Genomic DNA, 18654 nt, shown 5'->3' with positions numbered 1-18654 from the left:
ATGGCGGCGGGCACCATGACCAACACCCTCACCATCGACGTCTCCACGACCCCTGTCAGCTACAACCCCAGCCCGGATGTGAAGCACGGCGACGCGGTGGTCTTCACGCTGGGCAACGCGCTCAACGCCACGGCCACCGTGTCGTTCCCCAACGGCACCTGCCTCACCACGTCCGGCCCGTACACGCTGGGCGGCGCGACGATGGCGACCGCGCCCCTGACCGTCGCCCTGACGGCCGCGCGCGGGGTCTATGCCTTCGACGTGGACTTCAACAACGGCCAGGAGTCCCAGGCGCGCAAGGGCCACGAGTGGGACCGGAAGAACGGCGGCATCGACGTGAGCAGCGACCCGCCGAAGGAGCCGCGCCGGTAGGCGCCGGACACGTCAGCTCCCGGGCGGTGACGTGTCACGGACGCGTCCGGGAGCGCGCGGGCGTGAAACATCCGGGGGGCGCTCCGGGAAATGCATGTTGGTACAGGGGCTGCAATGCTGTGCGGACCTATGGCCACCATCACAGTCGACCTCTCCACGGATCCCATCAGCTACAGCCCCGGCCCGGAAGTGAAACACGGTGACACGGTTGTCTTCTCGATGGGCAGCTACCCTGCCTCCTACACCGCCACCATCACGTTCCCCTCCGGGAACTGCCTCACCGTCTCCGCCTCGAACCCGTACCCGTACGAGCTCGGAGGGACCCACGCGCTGGTGACCTCCCCGCTGACCGTCTCGGTGACGGCGTTGAAGCGGATCTACGCGTTCGACGCGACCATCGACGACGGGTCGAGCACCCGGAGCGAGGCCAAGGTCGGTCCCATCGAGTTGGATCGGAAGAACGGCGGCATCGACGTGACCAGCGACCCGCCGAAGGAGCTGCTCCGGTAGGGCGCCGGACACGTCAGCCCCGGGCCGCGTCCTGTCATTGACGCGTCCGGGGCTGCACTGCGGTGCGCGCCCATGGACTTCAGGGCGCGGGGGCGTCAGCCACTGGCTCCCCGGACGGAGCGCGGGCAGCATCGCGGAGTGACCGCAGGCTGTCCCGCACCTCGCGCGCATGGAGCCACCGGGGACGGGCCGTCACCACCGCGTCGGCCAGCTCCAGCCCCCGCTTCAGCCCGGCCGCGGCGTCCTGCCCTTCCTGGATGCGCCACCGCGCCCAAGCGCCGTGGAGCTCCGCCGCCGCGAGCCGGTACTCCAGCCTCGGGTCGAGCTTCATCGCTTCATCAAAGGCCTGCGACGCGAGCGCGAACTCGCCTGCCGCGCCGTGGCCCTTCGCCATCCAGCGCGCACGTACGCCCGAGGCCTCCGCGAGGTAACGCCAGGCATTGCCCAGGCGCGGGTTCAGCTCGCGGGCCCGGTTCAGCGCCGCCTCCGCCTTCGTGAGGTCCGCCGCCGGGTCTCGCGCTTGCGACAGCGTCCACGTTGCCTGCCGCACCCAGGCCTTGCCCAGGTTCGCCAGCAGGTCCGCGTCGTCCGGCAACCGCTTCAGCGCCTGCGTGTAGTCATCCACCGCGGCGCGCAGCGCGGCGCTCGGGTCCTCGCCCTTCGCGAGCTGGAGCTCCGCGTGGAAGACCTCCCACTCGCCCAGGTTGTTGAAGGCGAAGCCCTGCGTGGGCGCCAGGGCGCGGGCCTTCTCGAAGGACGCCTTCGCCTCTTCGAGCAGGGCCCTCGTGTCGCCGCCCTCCTCCGCGCGCAGCTCCGCCTGCCAGAACACCGCGGAGCCCAGCGCGTTGTGGAGCGCGGGCTGCTTCGCGTTGAGCGCCAGCCCCTGCCGGTACAGCGCCAGGGCGCGCTCCAGGTCCACGCTCACGTCCTCGCCCTTCAGGTAGCGGGCCCGCGCGAGCTGCTCCGCCACCTCCGCGCCGTTGAAGCACGCGCCGAAGTTGTCCGGGTTGAGGGACAGGGCCCGCGTCAGCGCGCTGTTCGCGCGGCGCAGGTCGCCCGTCGCATCCGGCGCGTTCCGGGCATCCGCCCGCTTGCGGTACGCCACACCCAGGTTGATCCACGAGAACGGCTGCTGCTCGCTCAACTGGAGCGCCGCCTGGTACTCGGCGATGGCCTTGTCCAACAGCGGCAGCGCGTCCCCGCCGCGCGCGGCCTCCGCGTCCGCCTGCCCCTGCCACGCGAGGCCCAGGTTGGCGTGGAACGCGTAGTCGCGGTCTTCCGGGCGCAATTGTTCGAACGAGGCGATCGCGAGCTTCAACTGCCCTCGTGGGTCCTCCCCGTGCAGTTGCTGGTAGCGCGCCCACTGGCGGTGCGTCAGGGCCCGCTCCAGCGGGATGCGGTCGCTCGGCGTGGCCACGGCCTCCGCGGTGCGCAGCGCGGCCAGGGACTTCTCCAGCAGCGCCTCCACGCCCTCCCCGCCCTGGTTCGTGCGCTGCTCCGCGAGCCGGCGGTGGAAGCGCGACACCAGCACCAGCGAGCGGGCGTGGTCCGGCGCGGCGGCGAGCGCGTGCGACAGCGCCTCCAGGCCCCGCTCGTAGTGCGGCAGCACGTTGCCCTCGCCGTACAGCTCCATCACCAGCGCGGCCAGCTCCAGCCGCCCCAGCACCGAGTGCACGACAGGATGGCTCTCCGCCGTGGCGACGGCGGCGGCGTACGCCTCGCGGCTCAGCGCCAGGTCCGCCTGGGCGCCCGCGCGGTCCCCGCCATTCCAGCGCCGCGTGGCGCGCGCGAGCAGGATGTCGCCGCGCAGGAGCGGCGCCTCGTAGAACCACGGCGACTGCGTGCCCGGCGCGTCCAGCAGCGCCAGCGCGTCCTCCGGGCGGTCCTCGTAGAAGGCGAACAGGGCCTTCACGAACGACGGCGGCGCGGGCACGTCCGGCCCCTCCGCCTGACGCAGGTACTCGAGCGCCGGGTCGCGGTAGCGCCCGTTCAGCTCCTTGAGGCGGGCCTCGCGCTGCGCGGGGGCGCGGCGCTCCACGTCCAGCAGCAACTGCTCGCGGTACAGGTGGCCCAGCGTCTGCGCCAGGGCCCACGCCACGCGGGGCTCGCGGTAGCCGTGCGCCCACGCGGCCTCCAGCTTCCCGCGCGCGCCATCCAGGTCGTCCAGCGCGAACAGGGCGCGGCCCAGCGCGTACTCGCCGGGGCCCACCGCCTGCGCTCCCGCGCGGGCAATCTCCGCCTCCAGCGCGGCCATGCTCGCGCGCAAGGCCTCGCGGTCCTTGCGCGTGTCGTGCAGGCGCGACAGGGCGGAGTAGCGCGCCGAGGACTCGATGCGCTCCACGCGCTCCGTGAAGGCGCGGGCCAGCCGCTCGCGTTCGGCCACCTCGCCGCGCGCGAGCCGCGCCTGCGTGAGCGCGCCGGCCACCACCGCCACCACCGTGCCGCCCAGCGCCAGCGCCGCGCGGTGCTTGCGGACCTTCTTGCCCAGCCAGTAGCGCGCGCCGTGGCGGGCCCGCACCGGCTCGCCGGAGAGGAAGCGCTCCAGGTCTTCCGTGAAGGCGCGCACGGAGTCGTAGCGGAGGGGCCGCTCCTTCTCCAGGCACTTGAGGACCACCGCCTCCAGGTCCTCCGGGATGTCCGGCTCCAGCGCGCGCGGACGCGGAGGCGGCTCCGTCTGGAGCTTCGCGAGCACCTCCTTCTCCGTCCCGCCGGTGAAGGGAGGCTGCCCGGTGAGCAGCGCATACAACGTCGCGCCCAGCGCGTAGACGTCCGCGCGGCGGTCCAGGCGGTGGCCCTCGCCGCGGGCCTGCTCGGGCGGCATGTAGTGCGGCGTGCCCAGGACCGCGTTCGGGGTGGCGCTGTCCTCGCGCCAGTCCCGCGCCAGGCCGAAGTCCATCACGAACGGGAGGAAGCCTCCGTCCTCCGTGCGCTCCACCAGGATGTTGCCGGGCTTCAGGTCGCGGTGGACCAGCCCCACGCGGTGCGCGGCGTGCACGCCCTCCGCGGCCTGGCACAGCACCCAGACGCGCTGCTCCAGCGTGAGCGATTGGGAGAGCTGCCCCAGCGACGGGCCCTCCACGTAGCGCATGGCGATGAAGGCGTGCCCGCGCACCTCGCCCACCTCATAGACCTCGCACACGCGCTCGTGGCGCACGCGGGCCTGGGCGCGGGCCTCGGACAGGAAGCGGCGGGCCAGCTCCGGGTCCCCGTCGCGCACGAACTTGAGGGCCACGTTGCGGCGCAGGAGCGGGTCGTAGGCCAGGAACACCTGCCCCATGCCGCCCTGCCCCAGGAAGCGCACGGGCTCGTAGCGGTCCCAGCCGGGCACCGGGAAGGCGGGCACGCCCTCCACGGCCAGCGAGGACGGGACCGCCGTGCCCAGCGTGGCGGCCTCCTGGATGGGGACTTCACCCCGGTCCGTGCCGCGAGCCAGGTCCTGCCGCAAGAGGTCCAGGGTGTCCTCCGTCAGCCGGCCCCGCTCCTTCAACAGCTCCAGGGGCCCGCGTTGCAGGCGGAGGGCCTCCTCGCGCAGGGCGGCCGCCTCCTCGGAGGACAGCAGCCCCTCGTCCAGCGCGAGAAGGACCTCCTCCTCGTACGACTCCTGATGACCTGCCCCGGGCACGGACGGGAGCATACGGGGAAGGCCGGGGGACACGGGAGCGCCGCCGGAAGGGCGCCATGAGAGGGAGCGAGGGGGCGCTCCCGGGAAGGGGAAGGCCGGCCCCTCCGGCGGGCTCCTCAAGGCCATGCGGCGCTAGACGGCGCGGCGCTGACGGCGGCGCAGCCCCGGCACTCCCAGCAGGCCCAGCAGGGCCAGCCAGGAGGCATCCGGCGCGGTGCTGCACCCGCCGCCCGCGAAGGCGCGCGTGCTCGTCACCGTCCAGGTGTACTCCGCCGGGGTCTCATCCGTGTTGCCGCTGCCATCCACGGCGCGCACGCGCAGGACATGGTCCCCGGTGCCCACCGTGTAGCTGCCGCTGCACGGCCCCCAGGCGCCACCGTCGAGGCTGCACTCGAACGTGGAGCCCTCCTCCGTGGAGGCGTACTCGAAGTCCGCCGTGCGGCTGGAGGTGGTCGGCGCCGGGCCCTTCACGATGGAGGTGTCCGGAGCCTGGGCGTCCGGCACCACGCCGTCCACCACGAAGGGGACGGTGGAGGACGGAGGGCTGGTGACGCCCGCGGGCGACCGGGCCGTGGCCGTCACGGAGTGCGGGCCGTCCGGCAGCGGCGTCGTGGGCACGCAGCTCCACGCGCCGGCCGCGTCCACGGTGGCCGTGCAGAGGACGGTGGAGCCCTCGCGCACCGTCACCTCGGCGCCGGGCTCGCCGGTGCCGGTGATGGCGGGCGTGCCGGTGGTCACCGTGGCGTTCGCCTCCGGCCCGGTGATGACCGGGGCCGGGACCTCCGTGTCCACGACGAAGGGGACGGCGGTGGACGGGAAGCTGGGACTGCCCGTGGGCCCCTTCGCCGTGGCCGTCACGGAGTGCGGGCCATCCACCAGCGGCGTCGTGGGCGTGCAGGTCCAGTGGCCGGCCGCGTCCACGGTGGCCGTGCAGAGGACGGTGGAGCCCTCGCGCACCGTCACCTCGGCGCCGGGCTCGCCGGTGCCGGTGATGGGAGGCGTGCCGGTGGTCACCGTGCTGCTCGCCACGGGGCCGGTGATGACCGGGGTCGGCGTCACGGGCTCGGGCTGCTGCGCCACGCACTGCTGGGAGACCGGGTCGCAGTACGCCTCGCAGACGTTGGACGCGTTGCACGTCTGGCCCACCTCCAGCAGGCAGCGCGGCGAGCAGGTGTCGCCGCCCACCAGGTTGCCGTCGTCGCACACCTCGGTGCCCGCGCGGACGCCGTCGCCGCACGTGGTGCCGCAGGCGCTGGGCGCGCCGCTGCAGCTCCAGCCCGGCTCCACGGCGCAGATGGCGTTGCAGCCGTCGCCGCTGGCGGCGTCGCCGTCATCGCACTGCTCACCAGCCTCCAGCGCGCCGTTGCCGCAGGTGGCGAGGCACGCGGTGCCGGGGACGGGGCAGCTAAAGCCCGGCTCCACGGCGCAGGTGGCGTCGCAGCCGTCGCCCGCCACCGTGTTGCCGTCGTCGCACGACTCGGCGCCCGCGCGGAGGCCGTCACCGCAGAGGGTGGCGCAGGTGCTGGGCTGACCCGAGCAGCCATGGCCCGGCTCCACGCGGCAGCCGCTGGAGCAGCCGTCGCCGGAGGACGTGTCGCCGTCGTCGCAGGTCTCGTTCGCGTCCAGGGTGCCGTTGCCGCACGACTGGGCGCACACGGAGGGGCCGTTGGACGGCGTGGAGCAGGCGTAGCCGTCCTCCACGCGGCACTCGGTGGCGCAGCCGTCGCCGGAGGTGAGGTTGCCGTCGTCGCACTGCTCGCCCGGGTCCACGTCGCCGTTGCCGCACGTCTTCGCGCAGGGCTGGCCCGGCGTGGCGCAGGCATAGCCCAGCTCCAGGGTGCAGGCGTTGGAGCAGCCGTCGTTCAGGTGCGTGTTGCCGTCGTCGCACAGCTCACCGGCGTTGAGCACGCCGTTGCCGCACAGCGGGGCGCAGACGGACGGGGCGCCGCCGCAGGAGGAGCCCGTCTCGATGCGGCACGCCGCGGAGCAGCCGTCGGAGCTGAACACGTTGCCGTCGTCACACTGCTCCCCCGCGTGGATGACGCCGTCGCCGCAGGAGGCCACGCACGCCTGGCCCGGCGTGGGGCAGGCGTAGCCGTCCTCCACGCGGCAGCTCGCGTTGCAGCCGTCGTTGGCGGTGGTGTTGCCGTCGTCACACTGCTCGCCGGGGTTCAGGTTGCCGTTGCCGCACGTCTTCGCGCAGGCGCTGGGCGCCCCGGCGCAGCCGTAGCCGGGCTCGATGCCGCAGGTGGCGCTGCAACCGTCGTTGTTGTTCGTGTTGCCGTCGTCGCACTCCTCGCGCGGGGAGATGGCGCCGTCACCGCAGCGGTCGTCGTAGGCGTCCACGAAGAGGTAGCGGAAGGCGTTCGGCGGGCTGGCGGCGTTCTCGTTGCACAGCTCGATGCGGTTGAGGCCCGGGTGCCAGGCCGCGTGGGTGCCGAACTCGCGGAAGATGTTCTTCTGCCAGGGCTGGCCGGGGGGCTCGCTCACGGTGACCGGGGTGATGGCCACGCCGTTCACCCTGGCGCCGTCGAACTGGTTGTCATTGAAGGTGGCCAGGCGCAGGCGGAACTGCGCGATGTTCGTCGTCGAGGGGATGAGGAAGTCCTGGTACACGCACGTCTGCGCGCCCTGGGGCGCCATGAAGCGCGCGGTCTGCATCTCCAGCGGCCAGTCGTTGGCGTTGCGCACGCCGGTGTCCGCGCCGGTGGTGGTGCCGGCGTAGAACCAGTGCGGATCCACCGCGCCCGCGGGCAGGCGGCGGTTCTGCGCGTCCACGCCGGTGTTGAACACCGCCACGCCCGCCCTCACGCAGCGGCTGGGGCTGCCCGCGCAGGCGAAGCCGGGCTCCACCTCGCACTGGCGGCTGCACCCGTCGCCCTCGAAGCGGTTGCCGTCGTCGCAGACCTCCTGCGCGTAGGACGGGTACTGCCGGTTGTCGAACGCGCCGTTGCCACACAGCGACAGGTCACACGTGGCCGAACAGCCGTTGCCGTCGTCGGTCGTGTTGCCGTCGTCGCACAGCTCGCCGGGGTTCACCGTGTTGTTGCCGCACAGGCTGGCCAGCGAGCACGCGTTGCCGGGCACGTGGCACAGGTAGCCCGCCTCCACGGTGCCGGTGGACGAACAGCCGTCCCCGCTCGCCGTGTTGCCGTCGTCACACTGCTCGCCGGGCTGGAGCCGGCCGTCCCCCACGAGCGCGGACGCCTGGCTCGTGAGCACGGGTCCGGGAGTGGAGGAGCGCGCTTCGCAGCCGGCGACGAGGAACAGCGAGCACAGGGCCAGCATGTGCAGGCCCGTGCGCAGGGCCATGCGGGATGAATCTCCCCGGAGGGAAGGCATCAGGGTCTTGAACATGAACGGTCCGCCTTACTTCCGGAGGGTGTCGGGGGAAGAGGAGGAGGCCGGCGCCGTCTGCACGCCCTCGGCCTCTCCGACGATCTTGAACTCGACGCGGCGGTTCTTCGCGCGGCCGTCCGCCTTCGCGTTGTCCGCGATGGGCTGCGTGGGCCCGAAGCCCTTCGCCTCCAACCGCTCGCGCTGCACGCCCTTGCTCACCAGGTAGTCCACCACCGCCTCGGCGCGCCGCTGGGACAGGTCCAGGTTGTAGTCGGCCTTGCCGGTGTCGTCGGTGTGGCCCTCCACGCGCACCTTCTCGATGTCCGGGTGGGACACGAGGATGGCCGCGACCTTGTCGAGCACCGCGTGGCTGCGCGTCTGGATGACGGCCTTGTTGTTCTCGAAGAAGACCGCCTCGAGGATGCGGATGCTCCCGGCGTCGATGCGCGCGACGGGCGCCTCCTTGCAGCCGCCGTTCGCCTCGGTGCCGGGCTCGTCGGGGCAGTTGTCCAGCCGGTCCACGATGCCGTCACCGTCGCGGTCCGGCTCCACGTCCGGGCAGCCGTCCTTGTCCTGGAAGCGGTTGAACGTCTCCGGCTCCTTGGGGCACTGGTCCTTGGAGTCCACGATGCCGTCCCCGTCGGAGTCGGGGTCGTCCGGGCAGCCGTCCTCGTCCTGGAAGCCGTTCTTGTTCTCCGCCTGCGTGGGGCACCGGTCCGCCAGGTTGGGGATGCCGTCCTGGTCGTCGTCCTTGTCCGGGCAGCCCTGGAGCTGCGCCAGGCCCGCCGTCGTGGGGCACGCGTCGTCTCGGTTCTTCACGCCGTCGCCGTCGGCATCCAGGTCGGGGCACTCGGCGGCCACGTGGGGCTGGCCCGCGATGCAGACGGGGCCCTGGGGCGCGGGCGGCGTGCCGAAGGACACCCCGGCGAGCACGCGGAAGCGCGGCGTGCCCGGCGTCTGGCCAAAGCCCGGGCCGCCCATGACGTACACCTCGGTGCCGTCCGCGGAGGGGACGCGCAGGCCCAGGAGCGCCTCCAGCGAGCTGGGCGAGTCCTGCGTGGGGACGGTGCCGCGCACGATGACCTCTTCGCGCAGGCCCCAGAGGCCGGCGGACAGGTTGACGCCGCCGTTGAGCTCCACGCCCATCTCGTCCAGGGGGGGCTGCGTCTGCGGCGTCAGCGCGTACGTCTTCGTGCGCACGAGCGCGCCGACGTCCGCGCCCACGCGGAAGGTGCCGCCCAACTGCTTGCCGGCGCCCAGGCGCGGGGAGAAGGTGAAGCCCTCGTCGCGGGTGAGGGCGGCCTTGTTGCCCAGGGGCAGGGCCGCGCCCAGGTGCAGCGCCAGGTCCAGCGGCCCGCCCCGGTCCTCGGCGAGGAAGCCCACGCGGGCCTGGACCCACGGCGTGCCGAGCGCGCTGGTGGTGGGGCGGGACACGCCATTCGACGCGGTCTCCGGCCCCCACTGGGCGACGATGGGCACCTGCGCGCCCAGCTCCAGCCAGTTCGTGAGGGAGTACGCCGCGCTCACGTGCGCCGTCACGCGGTTCGAGACGATGTCGGCCTGCCGCTCGCCGTCCTCCACCAGGACGAGGGGCCGGTTCTCGTAGTGCGCGGTCAACCCGATGCGGAACTGACCCGCGGGGAGCAGGTCACCGGTGGACAGCACGAGGCTGTCGCGCATGCCGGGGTTGAGCTGCAGGCGCTCCAGTTCAATGCCCGGAATGCTGCTCTGGGCCTGGGCGCTGAAGGCGCAGAGGACCGCCAGTCCTCCGAGCCCCAGGTGATGCCTTCGTGCGAACAAGCGTTCCTCCACATGCACACGCGGGCGTGAGAGCGGCCCGCGTCCCTTCGCCAGGGCGAGGGGTGCGCGGACGTCTGCACGCCCGGGGCCAGGAGGTGTCCGGAAGACGACGTTCAGCAATCCCGCGGGGATGCGGCGGAGGGCCTGCCTCCCCGGGGTGGGCATGACGCGTCAGCGCGGGCCATGGGCACGGCGCTGACGCGTCATGGGAGGACGCGGGGCCTACAGGTGGAAGTGCCCGGCGGCCTCCGGCTGGTAGGGCACGGCGAGGATGCGCAGGCGGCGGGTGCGGCCCTGGGGGAGGGGCCACTCCACGGTCTGGCCCACGGACAGGCCCAGCAGGGCGCTGCCCACGGGGGCGAGGATGGAGATGCGGCCGGCGTCGCTGTTGGCGTCCTTGGGGTAGACGAGCGTGACTTCGCGCGTCTCGCCGGCCTCCTCGTCCTCATAGACGACGGTGCTGTTCATGGTGACGACGTCGCGGGGAACAGCGGTGGAGGACGTGACGACGGCGCGGGCGAGCTCGGACTCCAGTTGCTCCACGAGCTCGGCGTTGCGGGCGTTGCCGTACTGCTCGACGACGCGCTCCAGGCGCTGGAGGTCCGTGTCGGTGACGATGAGGGAATGGTCGTGGGTCATGGCGATTGCCTCCTGTGGGAAGGGGAGTGGGGATGGCACGCACACCTGGAAAGGTGGGCGTGCGTGGCGCGAAGGTTCAGTGGGGGTGGAGCGGACGCCGTCCGTCGTGAACTACGCGAGACGGGCGGCGTGGGTGACAAGCCAGGCGGTGGCTCGGCCGTGCGCGGGCAGCGTCCGGCGCACGGAAATCCGGCGCGGAGCACGCTGCAGGCAGGCTGTGAGCGAAACCGTCATCTGACGAGGGACCCGGGGGTTGCGGCTGCGGTGAAGTGCTGAATGTAGCCGGGTGAGCCCTGATTGCAACCGGCCCCCCGGAAACAAGCAACCTGGCGGACAGCCGCCGTGACGCACGCAGGCGCGGAAATCAGCGGAGCGGGGACACGTCCTTGAACCTCACGCCCGTGGCGCCGATGGATTCCAGCGCGAGCTTGATGTCCTCCGGAATGACGAGGACCACTTCCCAGTGCAGCGGCCGGAAGACCCGCGCGCTGCCGAGCCGCGTGGTGTCGATGCGCATGCCCCACACGGAGAGATAGGTCCCTACCTTCTCCGTCAGCCCATCCCTGGGCGTCCAGTACCGCGCCTCCTCCGAAGCTTCATCGTCGATGCAGTTCACGCGGCGGATGGCGTTCAGGATGAAGAAGTCGCCGGCCTGCCCCTCGATGTCCACGGGGAAGAGCTGGACGTCGTTCGGGGCCAGTTGCTCGAAGATGGATGCCACCCGCGAGGTGACCACCGGCGTGCTGAACGCCGCGTGGGAGTAGTCGAGCGCGTTGCCTGGAACCTCCACCGGGATGCGCAAGCTTCCTTCCCATGAACTCGGTCGGCCCATCCGGAACTGCCAGGAGTCCTCAAGGTCCCGCCCCTGGGCGTCCTGTGGATGGCCCAGTTCCCAGCGGCCCTCAAGGTACACGTCATCAGCGAGTTCGAAATATCGCAAGGACATGGGTCGGGTTCGTGCACTCACTGCGTGCGGGTCACCAGCTTGTTGAGGAAACTGCCCTCCTGGACGATCTCACGCGCCAGAGCGCGTAGCGCACCTTGCAACGCCTCTCGGCATTGGTCGATGGTTTTGCAGGTCGCCGTTACCTGCTCAAGCCGTTGATGGACTCTTTCATGGTACTCGCGAGGATGAGGGCCACGGTGGCCGGGAACATCCACCTGGTTCTCGGGATCGTTCAGCGACATCCCGGCCTTGTTGAAGATCCGCTGGTAACGCGGCGTCCACGGGCCGCCATTCGCGGTGGACGTGCTGAACTTGTCCGACGCGATGTGGTGCTTCGGCCCCTTCACCTCCACGGGCCCACCGGTCGCCACCGCGCCCGGCGCCAGGGTGAGGAGGATGTCACCCGTCGTGGACACGGCGACGGACTCCACCTGCGCGACCGCGCCCAGCCGGAAGCCGCCCTCCGCCGCGCCCACGAGTGACGCCTGCGCCGAACCGGGCAGCGTGGGCACCTTCGCGGCCAGTGTCTCCGCGGTGCTGCCCAGCGCCGCCGTGGCCAGCATCACGAAGGCCCGCGCAGCGTTCTGGCCCATCACCTCGCCGTACTGTTCTCCCGCGTCCCGGAGCGCGTCGAAGGTCGTGGCCTCCACCACCGCCTCCGCGAGCCGCATCCATCCCTGGATGAGGCTCCACACCGTGTCGACGCCCAGGTAGGCGATGAGCACCGCCGTCATCGTCGCCGCGACGCCCTTGGACACCGGCTCCGGCAACAGCCACAGGCCCAGATACAGGGCGCCGGTCGTGACGATCATGGACAGCACCGCTTCGCGATCCGTCATGCCGCGCAGCGCGTCCTCCGTCTCGTCCCACACCGAGTCCAACGCGATGGAGAAGGCCAGCGTCCGCTTGCCGTCCTCATCCAGCGTGGACCCGCGCTCCAGCAGGTGGAGACAATCTCCGGAGAGCGCCTTGCGCTTGCACCACCGGCCATACGCCGCCGCCAGCTCCGCCTCCGGTGCATCGTTGAGCCGGAGGTGTCCGCGTCCGGGCTCCTGCACGGAGATGAGCCCCAGGTGCCCACGCACGTGTGCGTAGGGGCGTGACGGAAGCGAAGCCGCCAGCAGCCGGCGGGCCGCCTCCACGGGGCGCGAGGCAACAGGCGCGGTACGTGCGAGCCCCGTGACCGCGGACGCGAAGGCATCTTCGTCCAATTCAACGGGCCGGAGGTCCCCTCGCGGCGTGTGGACACGGGCAGGGCCCTGGCCCGTGTCGAGCCGCACGTTTCGGGACGCCGCGCAGCCCGTGCCCACGAGCAGCAGCCACGCGATGACGGCCATGTGCGCCATCCGGACAGTGACACTGGATCCGCGAGGCCGGTGCGGTTTACCCGGGGCGTGGGGCTGTGGCATGGGTGAAGCGAGTCTACCCGCCATGAAACGCCGCCCTGAGTTCGACAGCCTGCGCGGAGTGCTGCTCGTCCTGATGACGCTGACGCACCTGCCCACCCGGCTGAGTGTCATCGGCAATCAGCCGTTCGGCTTCGTGTCCGCCGCCGAGGGCTTCGTGTTCCTCTCCGCGTTCCTCGTGGGCGTGGTGCACGCGAAGAAGCCGGGCACGGCCGCGATGTTCAAGAGCCTCTGGAGCCGCGCCCTCAAGGTGTACGGCTACCACGTCGCCCTGCTCTCCTTCGCGTTCACCATCATCGCCGCGCTGGGCGTCGCCGCGCGCAGGCCCGCCATCCACAACCTGCTGGGCTTCTTCCATCAGGATCCGTTCACTGCCCTGTGGAGCAGCCTGTTCCTCCTCTACTGTCCCCCGCTGCTCGACATCCTCCCGCTCTATGTCGTGCTGCTGTTGCTCACCCCCGCCGTGCTGCTCGGTGCGCGCAAGGAGGGCTGGTCGCGGGTGTTGGGGCTGAGCGCCCTCATCTGGGTCTGGGCGCAGGTGGGCCTCAAGCGCGCCCTGTATGACCTGCTCGTCGCCATCCCCGTGCTGCCGTGGCCGCCGTTGAGCATCGACCTGTCGGGCGCGTTCGACCTGTTCGCGTGGCAGTTCCTGTGGGTGCTCGGGGTGTGGATGGGCGTGGCCCGCGCCACGGCGCCGGAGCAGCGCGAGCCCGTGTCCCGCCGGCTCCTCACGGGCGCCATCGTCGTCAGCCTGGGGTTCTTCGTCGTGCGCCACCTCGACGTGGACCTGGGCGCGGCGGGGGCGCTGTTCGACAAGTGGTCGCTCGCGCCGCTGCGGCTCGTGAACTTCCTGGCCGTGGCGCTGCTCGCGAGCTGGCTCGCGCCCCGCCTGTTCCGCTGGCTGCGCCCCAAGGTGCTGGAGGCGCTGGGACAGGCGTCGCTGCCCGTGTTCGCCGTGCACGTGGTGCTGTGCCTGCTCAGCCTGTCGCTGCTGGACGAGAACGAGGAGCCGCTGGACTACTGGGATGAAGCCGCGGTCCTCGTGGCCACCTTCTGCAGCATGTACTTCGTGGCGCTGCGCCAGCGCATCGCGGGCCGGAGCATGGGCCCGCCCTCCACGTCCTGAGTCAGCCGCGCACGGCGGACAGCGCGGCGTCGGTCTCCGCCACCAGGGCGCGCACCAGGTCCGCGGCAGAACCCTCTCGCGACAGGCCAATGCCCTGCCCCGCCCACAGGGCCATGAAGCGCGTGTCGTTCTGCTTCGACGACGCGGCCCTCAGCGTGCGCGTGGCGCCGTGCTGCTGCGGGAAGGGCAGGATGGCTCCAGCCTCCTCCAGCGTGGTGGTCAGCTCGTTGGGAATCGCGCGGGCCGGACGTCCGGAGAAGGCGCGGGTGATGCGTGACGACTCATCCCGGGCCTCGCGCAACAGCGCCTTGTGGGCCGCTGCCGCGCTGGACTCCTGGCACCGCAGGAACGCCGTGCCCAGTTGCACGGCCGCAGCCCCCAGCATCCGGGCCGCCGCGATGCCGCGTCCGTCCATGATGCCGCCGCTGGCGATGACCGGCACCCGCACGGCGTCCACCATCTGCGGCACGAGCGCCATCGTGCCCACCATGCCCGCATCGAACGAGCCGCCGAACGAACCCCGGTGGCCCCCCGCCTCCGAGCCCTGCGCGACAATCGCATCCACGCCCGCGGCCTCCAGCGCCTGGGCCTCGCGCACGTTCGTCGCGGTGCCCACGACGAGGATGCCGCGCGACCGGAACGCCTCCAGCACCGGCGCGGGCGGGATGCCGAAGGTGAAGCTGAACACCGTGGGCGCCGCATCGAGCACGGCCTCCACCTGCTTCGCGAAGTCCGGCATCGCCGCCGCCGGAATCACGGGAGGAGGCAACCCCAGCGCCGCATGGAAGCGCTCGAGGATGGCGAGCGTGGGACCAGGATCCGCGGGAGCCACCGCGGGCTGTGGCGCAAAGAGGTTGATGGCGTAGGGCCGCGAAGTCAGGGAGCGCACCGCGCGGGCCTGCTGGACGATGTCCTCCGGCTGCACGTACGCGGCGCCCAGTGAGCCCAGGCCCCCGGCCTCGGACACCGCCGCGACCAACTCCGGCGGCGTCAGGCCCCCTGCCATCGGAGCCTGGATGATCGAATGCGCCACCCCGAGCCGCTCCGAGAACCTGCGCCACGCCTGCGGATCCATCATGGCTACCCCTCCCCGTGATTCACGTCGGACAGCATCAACAACCCGAGTTCACGCGGGGACGCCATGCGCCCCAAAGGCATCCGTCCTGCTTCCGCGCCCCATGCCGAGCGCGGCGTCATGCGCCGTACTTCCCCGTATCCAGGTAGGTACTGAGGGGCCCGGTGAAAGGCCGGCGGGAGTACCACCACGTCGTGCCAGCGGGCTTCCAGAACCTCGATAGGGCCTGCCCGCCATCGTCTCGTGTCGCGGCACGGAACGTTTCGTCGGCCTCCTCGACCAGCCGCCTCAGTACATCCACGGCAGGCTGGGGGCCCTTCTCCAGGATGAACTCCAGCGCGTCCCGGCTCGTCAGCCAATAGATGAAGTCATCAATGCCGTCCGGGTAGTCCGCGACGGTCTCCGCGGTCTGCTGCCATCGATACAGGTACGCCTCGACGGGATAGCCAGGCCCCGTCCACACCGAGGTCCGCATGTACGTGGTCAGCGACTCCAGGACCTTCAATTCGTCTTCGGTACACCGCGGTCGTTGCTTCATGAGTTCACTCGCACTGAAAGGTCGGCCGGGCTTCCGACTCATTCGCAGTCGTAGTTCGGCGCGGGCGCTCCGGGCTCCAACACCACCGGCGCGGGGCCCCCAGCCTCCGCCAGCGCGTCACCACAGTCGAGCGCCGCGTCCTTCGCCAGGTGCCGATACAGGACACACGACGCGCGCTCCACGAAGAACGCCTGCTTCGGCCAGTCCGGTCCTCGCGAGGCCAGGATGGCCACCGCGTACCGTCCTCCGTCCGGCAGCGTCACCAGCCCCACTTCGTTGAGAACGTTGTAGCGCGCGTCATCCCCACAGCAACCCGGCGGCAGCCACCCGCCCTTGTGCTGGAGCGACGCGCGAGCGCTCACCGGCAGGCGCGTTCCCAGCCACCCACCGCAGCCCTCCCGAGGCGTCAATTCCATCCACTTCAGCAGCCGCGCCGTGGGCTCCGGCTCCAACAACTGCCGCCGGTCCAACCGCGCCAGGAACGACACCATGTCGTTCGCGCAGAAGTAGTTATCCCGCCCCATCACGCGCGGAGAGTTCGTTGCCCAGCGCTCCCGGCCGTAGTTCCACTTCGTCAGCGCCGTGTGCTCCAGGCCCAGGCCGCGAAGATAGACATTGATGGCATCCGGGCCGCCCACCAGGTCGATCACCTCGCCGGACGCCTCGTTGTCCGACGTGCGGAACACCTGCTCCGCGAGCGGCGCCGCCGTCGCCATGTCCCGCTGTCCCAACGCCGCCGCCACCCAGAACACCTTCGCGGAGCTGGCGGAGATGTGCGGCTCCAGGCCGGAGACGCTCGCCGTCTCCCCCGTGCGCAGGTCCATCACCGCGAGCGACAGGTCCGTCCCAGGCGACAGGCGCGTGGCCTCGCCCGCCAGCGACTCCACCACCGCCTTCAGGGACTCACGAGGCGCGCCCACCTCCGGCTTCGTCGCGCAACCGCTCATCGCCAACAGCCCTGCCCAGAGCAGCCCCGTCCGCATCCGCGACTCCCTTCAGTGAATCATCCGGTGCACCTGCTCCAGCATCAGCGCCGTCACCAGCCCGCCGTACGTCCCCAGCACGTACCCCAGCACCGCGAGCAGCACGCCCACCGGCGCGAGCGCGGGATGGAAGGCCGCCGCCACCACGGACGCGGAGGCCGTGCCGCCCACGTTCGCCTGCGACCCCACCGCCGCGAAGAACACCGGCGCCTTCAGCCACCGCCGCGCGCCCATCGTCACCGCCGCGTGGATGCACATCCACAGCGCCCCCACCGCCACCAGCGCGGGCGCGTCCCACAGCCGCCGGAACTCCGCCTGCGCGCCAATCGTCGCCACCAGCAGGTACAGGAACAGCGAGCCCATCCGGCTCGCCCCCGCGCCCTCCAGCCTTCGCACCGGCGTGAACGACAGCACCACGCCCACCGTCGTCACCAGCAGCACCACCCACGTGAAGCCCGTCACCACGTTGCCCAGGTCCGGCAGCAGCTTCGCCAGCGCCGTGCACGCCACCGTCACGCCAAACGCCACCGCCAGCATCGACAGCAGGTCGGACAGACTCGCGGGCCGGGCGGACGCCGCTTGGATGCGCGCGGACTCCTCACGCACCCGGTCCAGCGCGGTCCGGTCCGCGCCGATGCTCGCGTCCATCGCCTTCTCCCGCCCGGCGAAGGACAGCAGCACCGCCGTCCACACGTTGGACACGCCCACGTCCACCACCACCAACATGCTCAACGTGCTGTCCAGCGCGCCCACGCTCTGGCCAATGGCCACGAAGTTCGCGCTGCCGCCGATCCACGACCCGCTGAGCGCCGCCAGTCCCTTCCACGCCTGGTCCCCCAGCTCCGCCGGCACCAGCCACCCCAACGCCAGATACGCGAGCGGCCCGCCCACCATGATGCCCACCGAGCCCGCCAGGAACACGCCCACCGCGCTGCGCCCCAGCCGCGCGATGGCCGGCAGGTCCACCGACAGCACCAGCAGCACCAGGCTCGCGGGAAGCAGGTACACGCGCGTGAAGCGGTACAGCTCCGACTGCGTGGGGATGACGCCCGTGTTCGACAGCAGCGTCGGCACGAAGTACGCGAACACCAGCAGCGGCACCACGTTGAAGAACCGCGCCACCGCCGGGTAGCGCTGCAACGCATACAGCCCCGCCAGCACCGCCAGCAGCACGGCGAGCACCGCCATCGGGTCCTGGATGAGCGGTGGCGTCACCGGGGCTCCACGCCCAGGCCCGCGCCCGCTCCCAACTGGATGCGGCCCTGCACCACCGGATGCGCGCGGTACGGGTCCTCCGCGAGCAACAGGTTGCCGTCCAGGTCCACCCAGTCCACCAGCGGCGCCAGGTGCGCGCCCGCCGCGATGCCCAGCCCCGTCTCCACCATGCAACCCAGCATCACCTTCAGGCCGCACGCGCGCGCCGTCTCGATGATGCGCAACGCCTCGCGGATGCCGCCGCTCTTCTGGAGCTTCACGTTGATGCCGTGGAAGCCCTCCGCCAGCTTCGGCACGTCCGACGCCTTCGTCAGCGACTCGTCCGCCACCAGCGGCAGCGGCGAGCGCGCGCGCAGCCACCTCGCGCCCTCCACGTCCGCCGCGGGCAGCGGCTGCTCCACCAGCTCTACGCCCTGCGTGGACAGCCACTGGATGTGCGCCAGCGCCTCGTCCGGCTTCCACGCCTCGTTCGCGTCCACGCGGATGGTCTGCCCCGTGAGCGCGCGCACCGTGCCGAACACCTCCCGCACGCGGTCCGCGCCCAGCTTCACCTTCAGCACCGGGAAGTCCGCCGCCTCGCGCACCTTCACGGCCAGCGTCTCCGGCGCGTCGATGCCAATGGACATGGACGTCACCGGCTGCCGCGCGGGGTCCACGCCCAGCATCCGGTACAGCGGCACGCCCAGCACCTTGCCCGCCCAGTCATGCAGCGCCAGGTCCACCGCCGCCTTCGCCGCGGGGTTGTCCGGCAGCGCCGCGTCCACGGCCTCGGACACGTCGCGGAAGTGGCGCAGGTCGCGGCCCTCCAGCACGGGGGCCAGCTTGTGGAGTGCCGCCTCCACCGTCTCCCACGACTCGCCGTAGCGCACGTTGGGCGCGGCCTCGCCGTACCCCACGTGCCCCTCCGAGCGCACCTCCACGAACACGTTGCGCTTCACCGTGCTCGTGCCCCGGGCGATGGTCCAGGCGTGACGCAGCGGCAGCTCCACGGTGCGAAAGCTCAACGGCGAGGCCATGGCGGAATCCCTCCAGGGCCCTTCCCTTAACACGGCACTCCTCGCAAACACCGCTTCCGTTGCCTTC

14 protein-coding genes are annotated in these 18654 nt (G+C 71.7%); 3 read left to right on the top strand and 11 right to left on the bottom strand.

Annotated elements, in window-relative coordinates; all coding sequences use genetic code 11:
* Window positions 1–15 precede the first annotated feature (15 nt).
* A complete protein-coding gene (locus tag K8612_RS14525) occupies window positions 16–372 on the top strand; it encodes a hypothetical protein (RefSeq protein ID WP_223744007.1) in 357 nt (118 codons plus the stop codon).
* A gap of 129 nt (window positions 373–501) precedes the next feature.
* Window positions 502–882, top strand: a complete 381-nt coding sequence (locus K8612_RS14520) for a hypothetical protein (protein ID WP_223762692.1) — start codon at window positions 502–504, stop codon at window positions 880–882.
* 79 nt (window positions 883–961) lie between these two features.
* Here K8612_RS14520 and K8612_RS14515 read toward each other — a convergent pair whose 3' ends face one another.
* From K8612_RS14515 to K8612_RS14490, 6 genes are all read right to left on the bottom strand, one after another.
* Entirely contained in the window at window positions 962–4516 is a 3555-nt protein-coding gene (locus K8612_RS14515) for a serine/threonine-protein kinase (RefSeq protein ID WP_223762691.1), read from the bottom strand.
* 120 nt (window positions 4517–4636) lie between these two features.
* Window positions 4637–7861: a DUF4215 domain-containing protein gene (locus tag K8612_RS14510; protein ID WP_223762690.1), complete on the bottom strand. Its 3225-nt coding sequence runs from the start codon at window positions 7859–7861 to the stop codon at window positions 4637–4639.
* Between the two features lie 12 nt (window positions 7862–7873).
* Window positions 7874–9643, bottom strand: coding sequence for an OmpA family protein (locus K8612_RS14505; protein ID WP_223762689.1), 1770 nt, complete (start codon window positions 9641–9643; stop codon window positions 7874–7876).
* A 222-nt stretch (window positions 9644–9865) separates the two neighbouring features.
* On the bottom strand, window positions 9866–10282 hold the full coding sequence (gene rnk, locus K8612_RS14500) for a nucleoside diphosphate kinase regulator (RefSeq protein WP_223744012.1): 417 nt from the start codon (window positions 10280–10282) through the stop codon (window positions 9866–9868).
* A gap of 364 nt (window positions 10283–10646) precedes the next feature.
* Window positions 10647–11084, bottom strand: a complete 438-nt coding sequence (locus tag K8612_RS14495) for an imm11 family protein (protein WP_306799655.1) — start codon at window positions 11082–11084, stop codon at window positions 10647–10649.
* Between the two features lie 161 nt (window positions 11085–11245).
* A complete protein-coding gene (locus tag K8612_RS14490) occupies window positions 11246–12565 on the bottom strand; it encodes an AHH domain-containing protein (protein ID WP_223762687.1) in 1320 nt (439 codons plus the stop codon).
* A gap of 94 nt (window positions 12566–12659) precedes the next feature.
* Here K8612_RS14490 and opgC point away from each other — a divergent pair, with 94 nt between their 5' ends.
* A complete protein-coding gene (opgC, locus tag K8612_RS14485; protein WP_223762686.1) occupies window positions 12660–13760 on the top strand; it encodes an OpgC domain-containing protein in 1101 nt (366 codons plus the stop codon).
* Window position 13761: 1 nt separating this feature from the next.
* On the opposite strand, the gene K8612_RS14480 is transcribed toward opgC, so the two are convergent.
* From K8612_RS14480 to K8612_RS14460, 5 genes are all read right to left on the bottom strand, one after another.
* Window positions 13762–14838, bottom strand: a complete 1077-nt coding sequence (locus K8612_RS14480) for a nitronate monooxygenase family protein (protein ID WP_223762685.1) — start codon at window positions 14836–14838, stop codon at window positions 13762–13764.
* 115 nt (window positions 14839–14953) lie between these two features.
* Window positions 14954–15373 (bottom strand): hypothetical protein, encoded by a 420-nt coding sequence (locus tag K8612_RS14475; protein WP_223744017.1) that lies wholly within the window; start codon window positions 15371–15373, stop codon window positions 14954–14956.
* A 38-nt stretch (window positions 15374–15411) separates the two neighbouring features.
* Complete coding sequence (locus K8612_RS14470) at window positions 15412–16356, bottom strand: serine hydrolase (protein ID WP_223762684.1); 945 nt, start codon at window positions 16354–16356, stop codon at window positions 15412–15414.
* A 12-nt stretch (window positions 16357–16368) separates the two neighbouring features.
* A complete protein-coding gene (locus K8612_RS14465) occupies window positions 16369–17571 on the bottom strand; it encodes a DUF819 family protein (RefSeq protein ID WP_223762683.1) in 1203 nt (400 codons plus the stop codon).
* The gene (locus tag K8612_RS14460) at window positions 17568–18587 is read right to left on the bottom strand and encodes a dipeptide epimerase (RefSeq protein ID WP_223762682.1); all 1020 of its coding nucleotides are present in this window, start codon (window positions 18585–18587) and stop codon (window positions 17568–17570) included. Before K8612_RS14460 ends, K8612_RS14465 begins: the two co-directional genes overlap by 4 nt.
* Window positions 18588–18654: the final 67 nt, after the last annotated feature.

Source organism: Corallococcus sp. AS-1-6, assembly GCF_020037015.1.
GTDB lineage: Bacteria > Myxococcota > Myxococcia > Myxococcales > Myxococcaceae > Corallococcus.
This window is presented reverse-complemented; position numbering and strand designations above follow the sequence as displayed.

Excerpts from the sequence above, each read along its gene's own strand:
- K8612_RS14525 (WP_223744007.1), top strand. The coding sequence starts at position 16 with ATGACCAACACCCTCACCATCGACGTCTCCACGACCCCTGTCAGCTAC.
- K8612_RS14520 (WP_223762692.1), top strand. The coding sequence starts at position 502 with ATGGCCACCATCACAGTCGACCTCTCCACGGATCCCATCAGCTACAGC.
- K8612_RS14515 (WP_223762691.1), bottom strand. The coding sequence starts at position 4,516 with ATGCTCCCGTCCGTGCCCGGGGCAGGTCATCAGGAGTCGTACGAGGAG.
- K8612_RS14510 (WP_223762690.1), bottom strand. The coding sequence starts at position 7,861 with ATGTTCAAGACCCTGATGCCTTCCCTCCGGGGAGATTCATCCCGCATG.
- rnk (WP_223744012.1), bottom strand. The coding sequence starts at position 10,282 with ATGACCCACGACCATTCCCTCATCGTCACCGACACGGACCTCCAGCGC.
- K8612_RS14490 (WP_223762687.1), bottom strand. The coding sequence starts at position 12,565 with ATGGCCGTCATCGCGTGGCTGCTGCTCGTGGGCACGGGCTGCGCGGCG.
- opgC (WP_223762686.1), top strand. The coding sequence starts at position 12,660 with ATGAAACGCCGCCCTGAGTTCGACAGCCTGCGCGGAGTGCTGCTCGTC.
- K8612_RS14480 (WP_223762685.1), bottom strand. The coding sequence starts at position 14,838 with ATGATGGATCCGCAGGCGTGGCGCAGGTTCTCGGAGCGGCTCGGGGTG.
- K8612_RS14475 (WP_223744017.1), bottom strand. The coding sequence starts at position 15,373 with ATGAAGCAACGACCGCGGTGTACCGAAGACGAATTGAAGGTCCTGGAG.
- K8612_RS14470 (WP_223762684.1), bottom strand. The coding sequence starts at position 16,356 with ATGCGGACGGGGCTGCTCTGGGCAGGGCTGTTGGCGATGAGCGGTTGC.
- K8612_RS14460 (WP_223762682.1), bottom strand. The coding sequence starts at position 18,587 with ATGGCCTCGCCGTTGAGCTTTCGCACCGTGGAGCTGCCGCTGCGTCAC.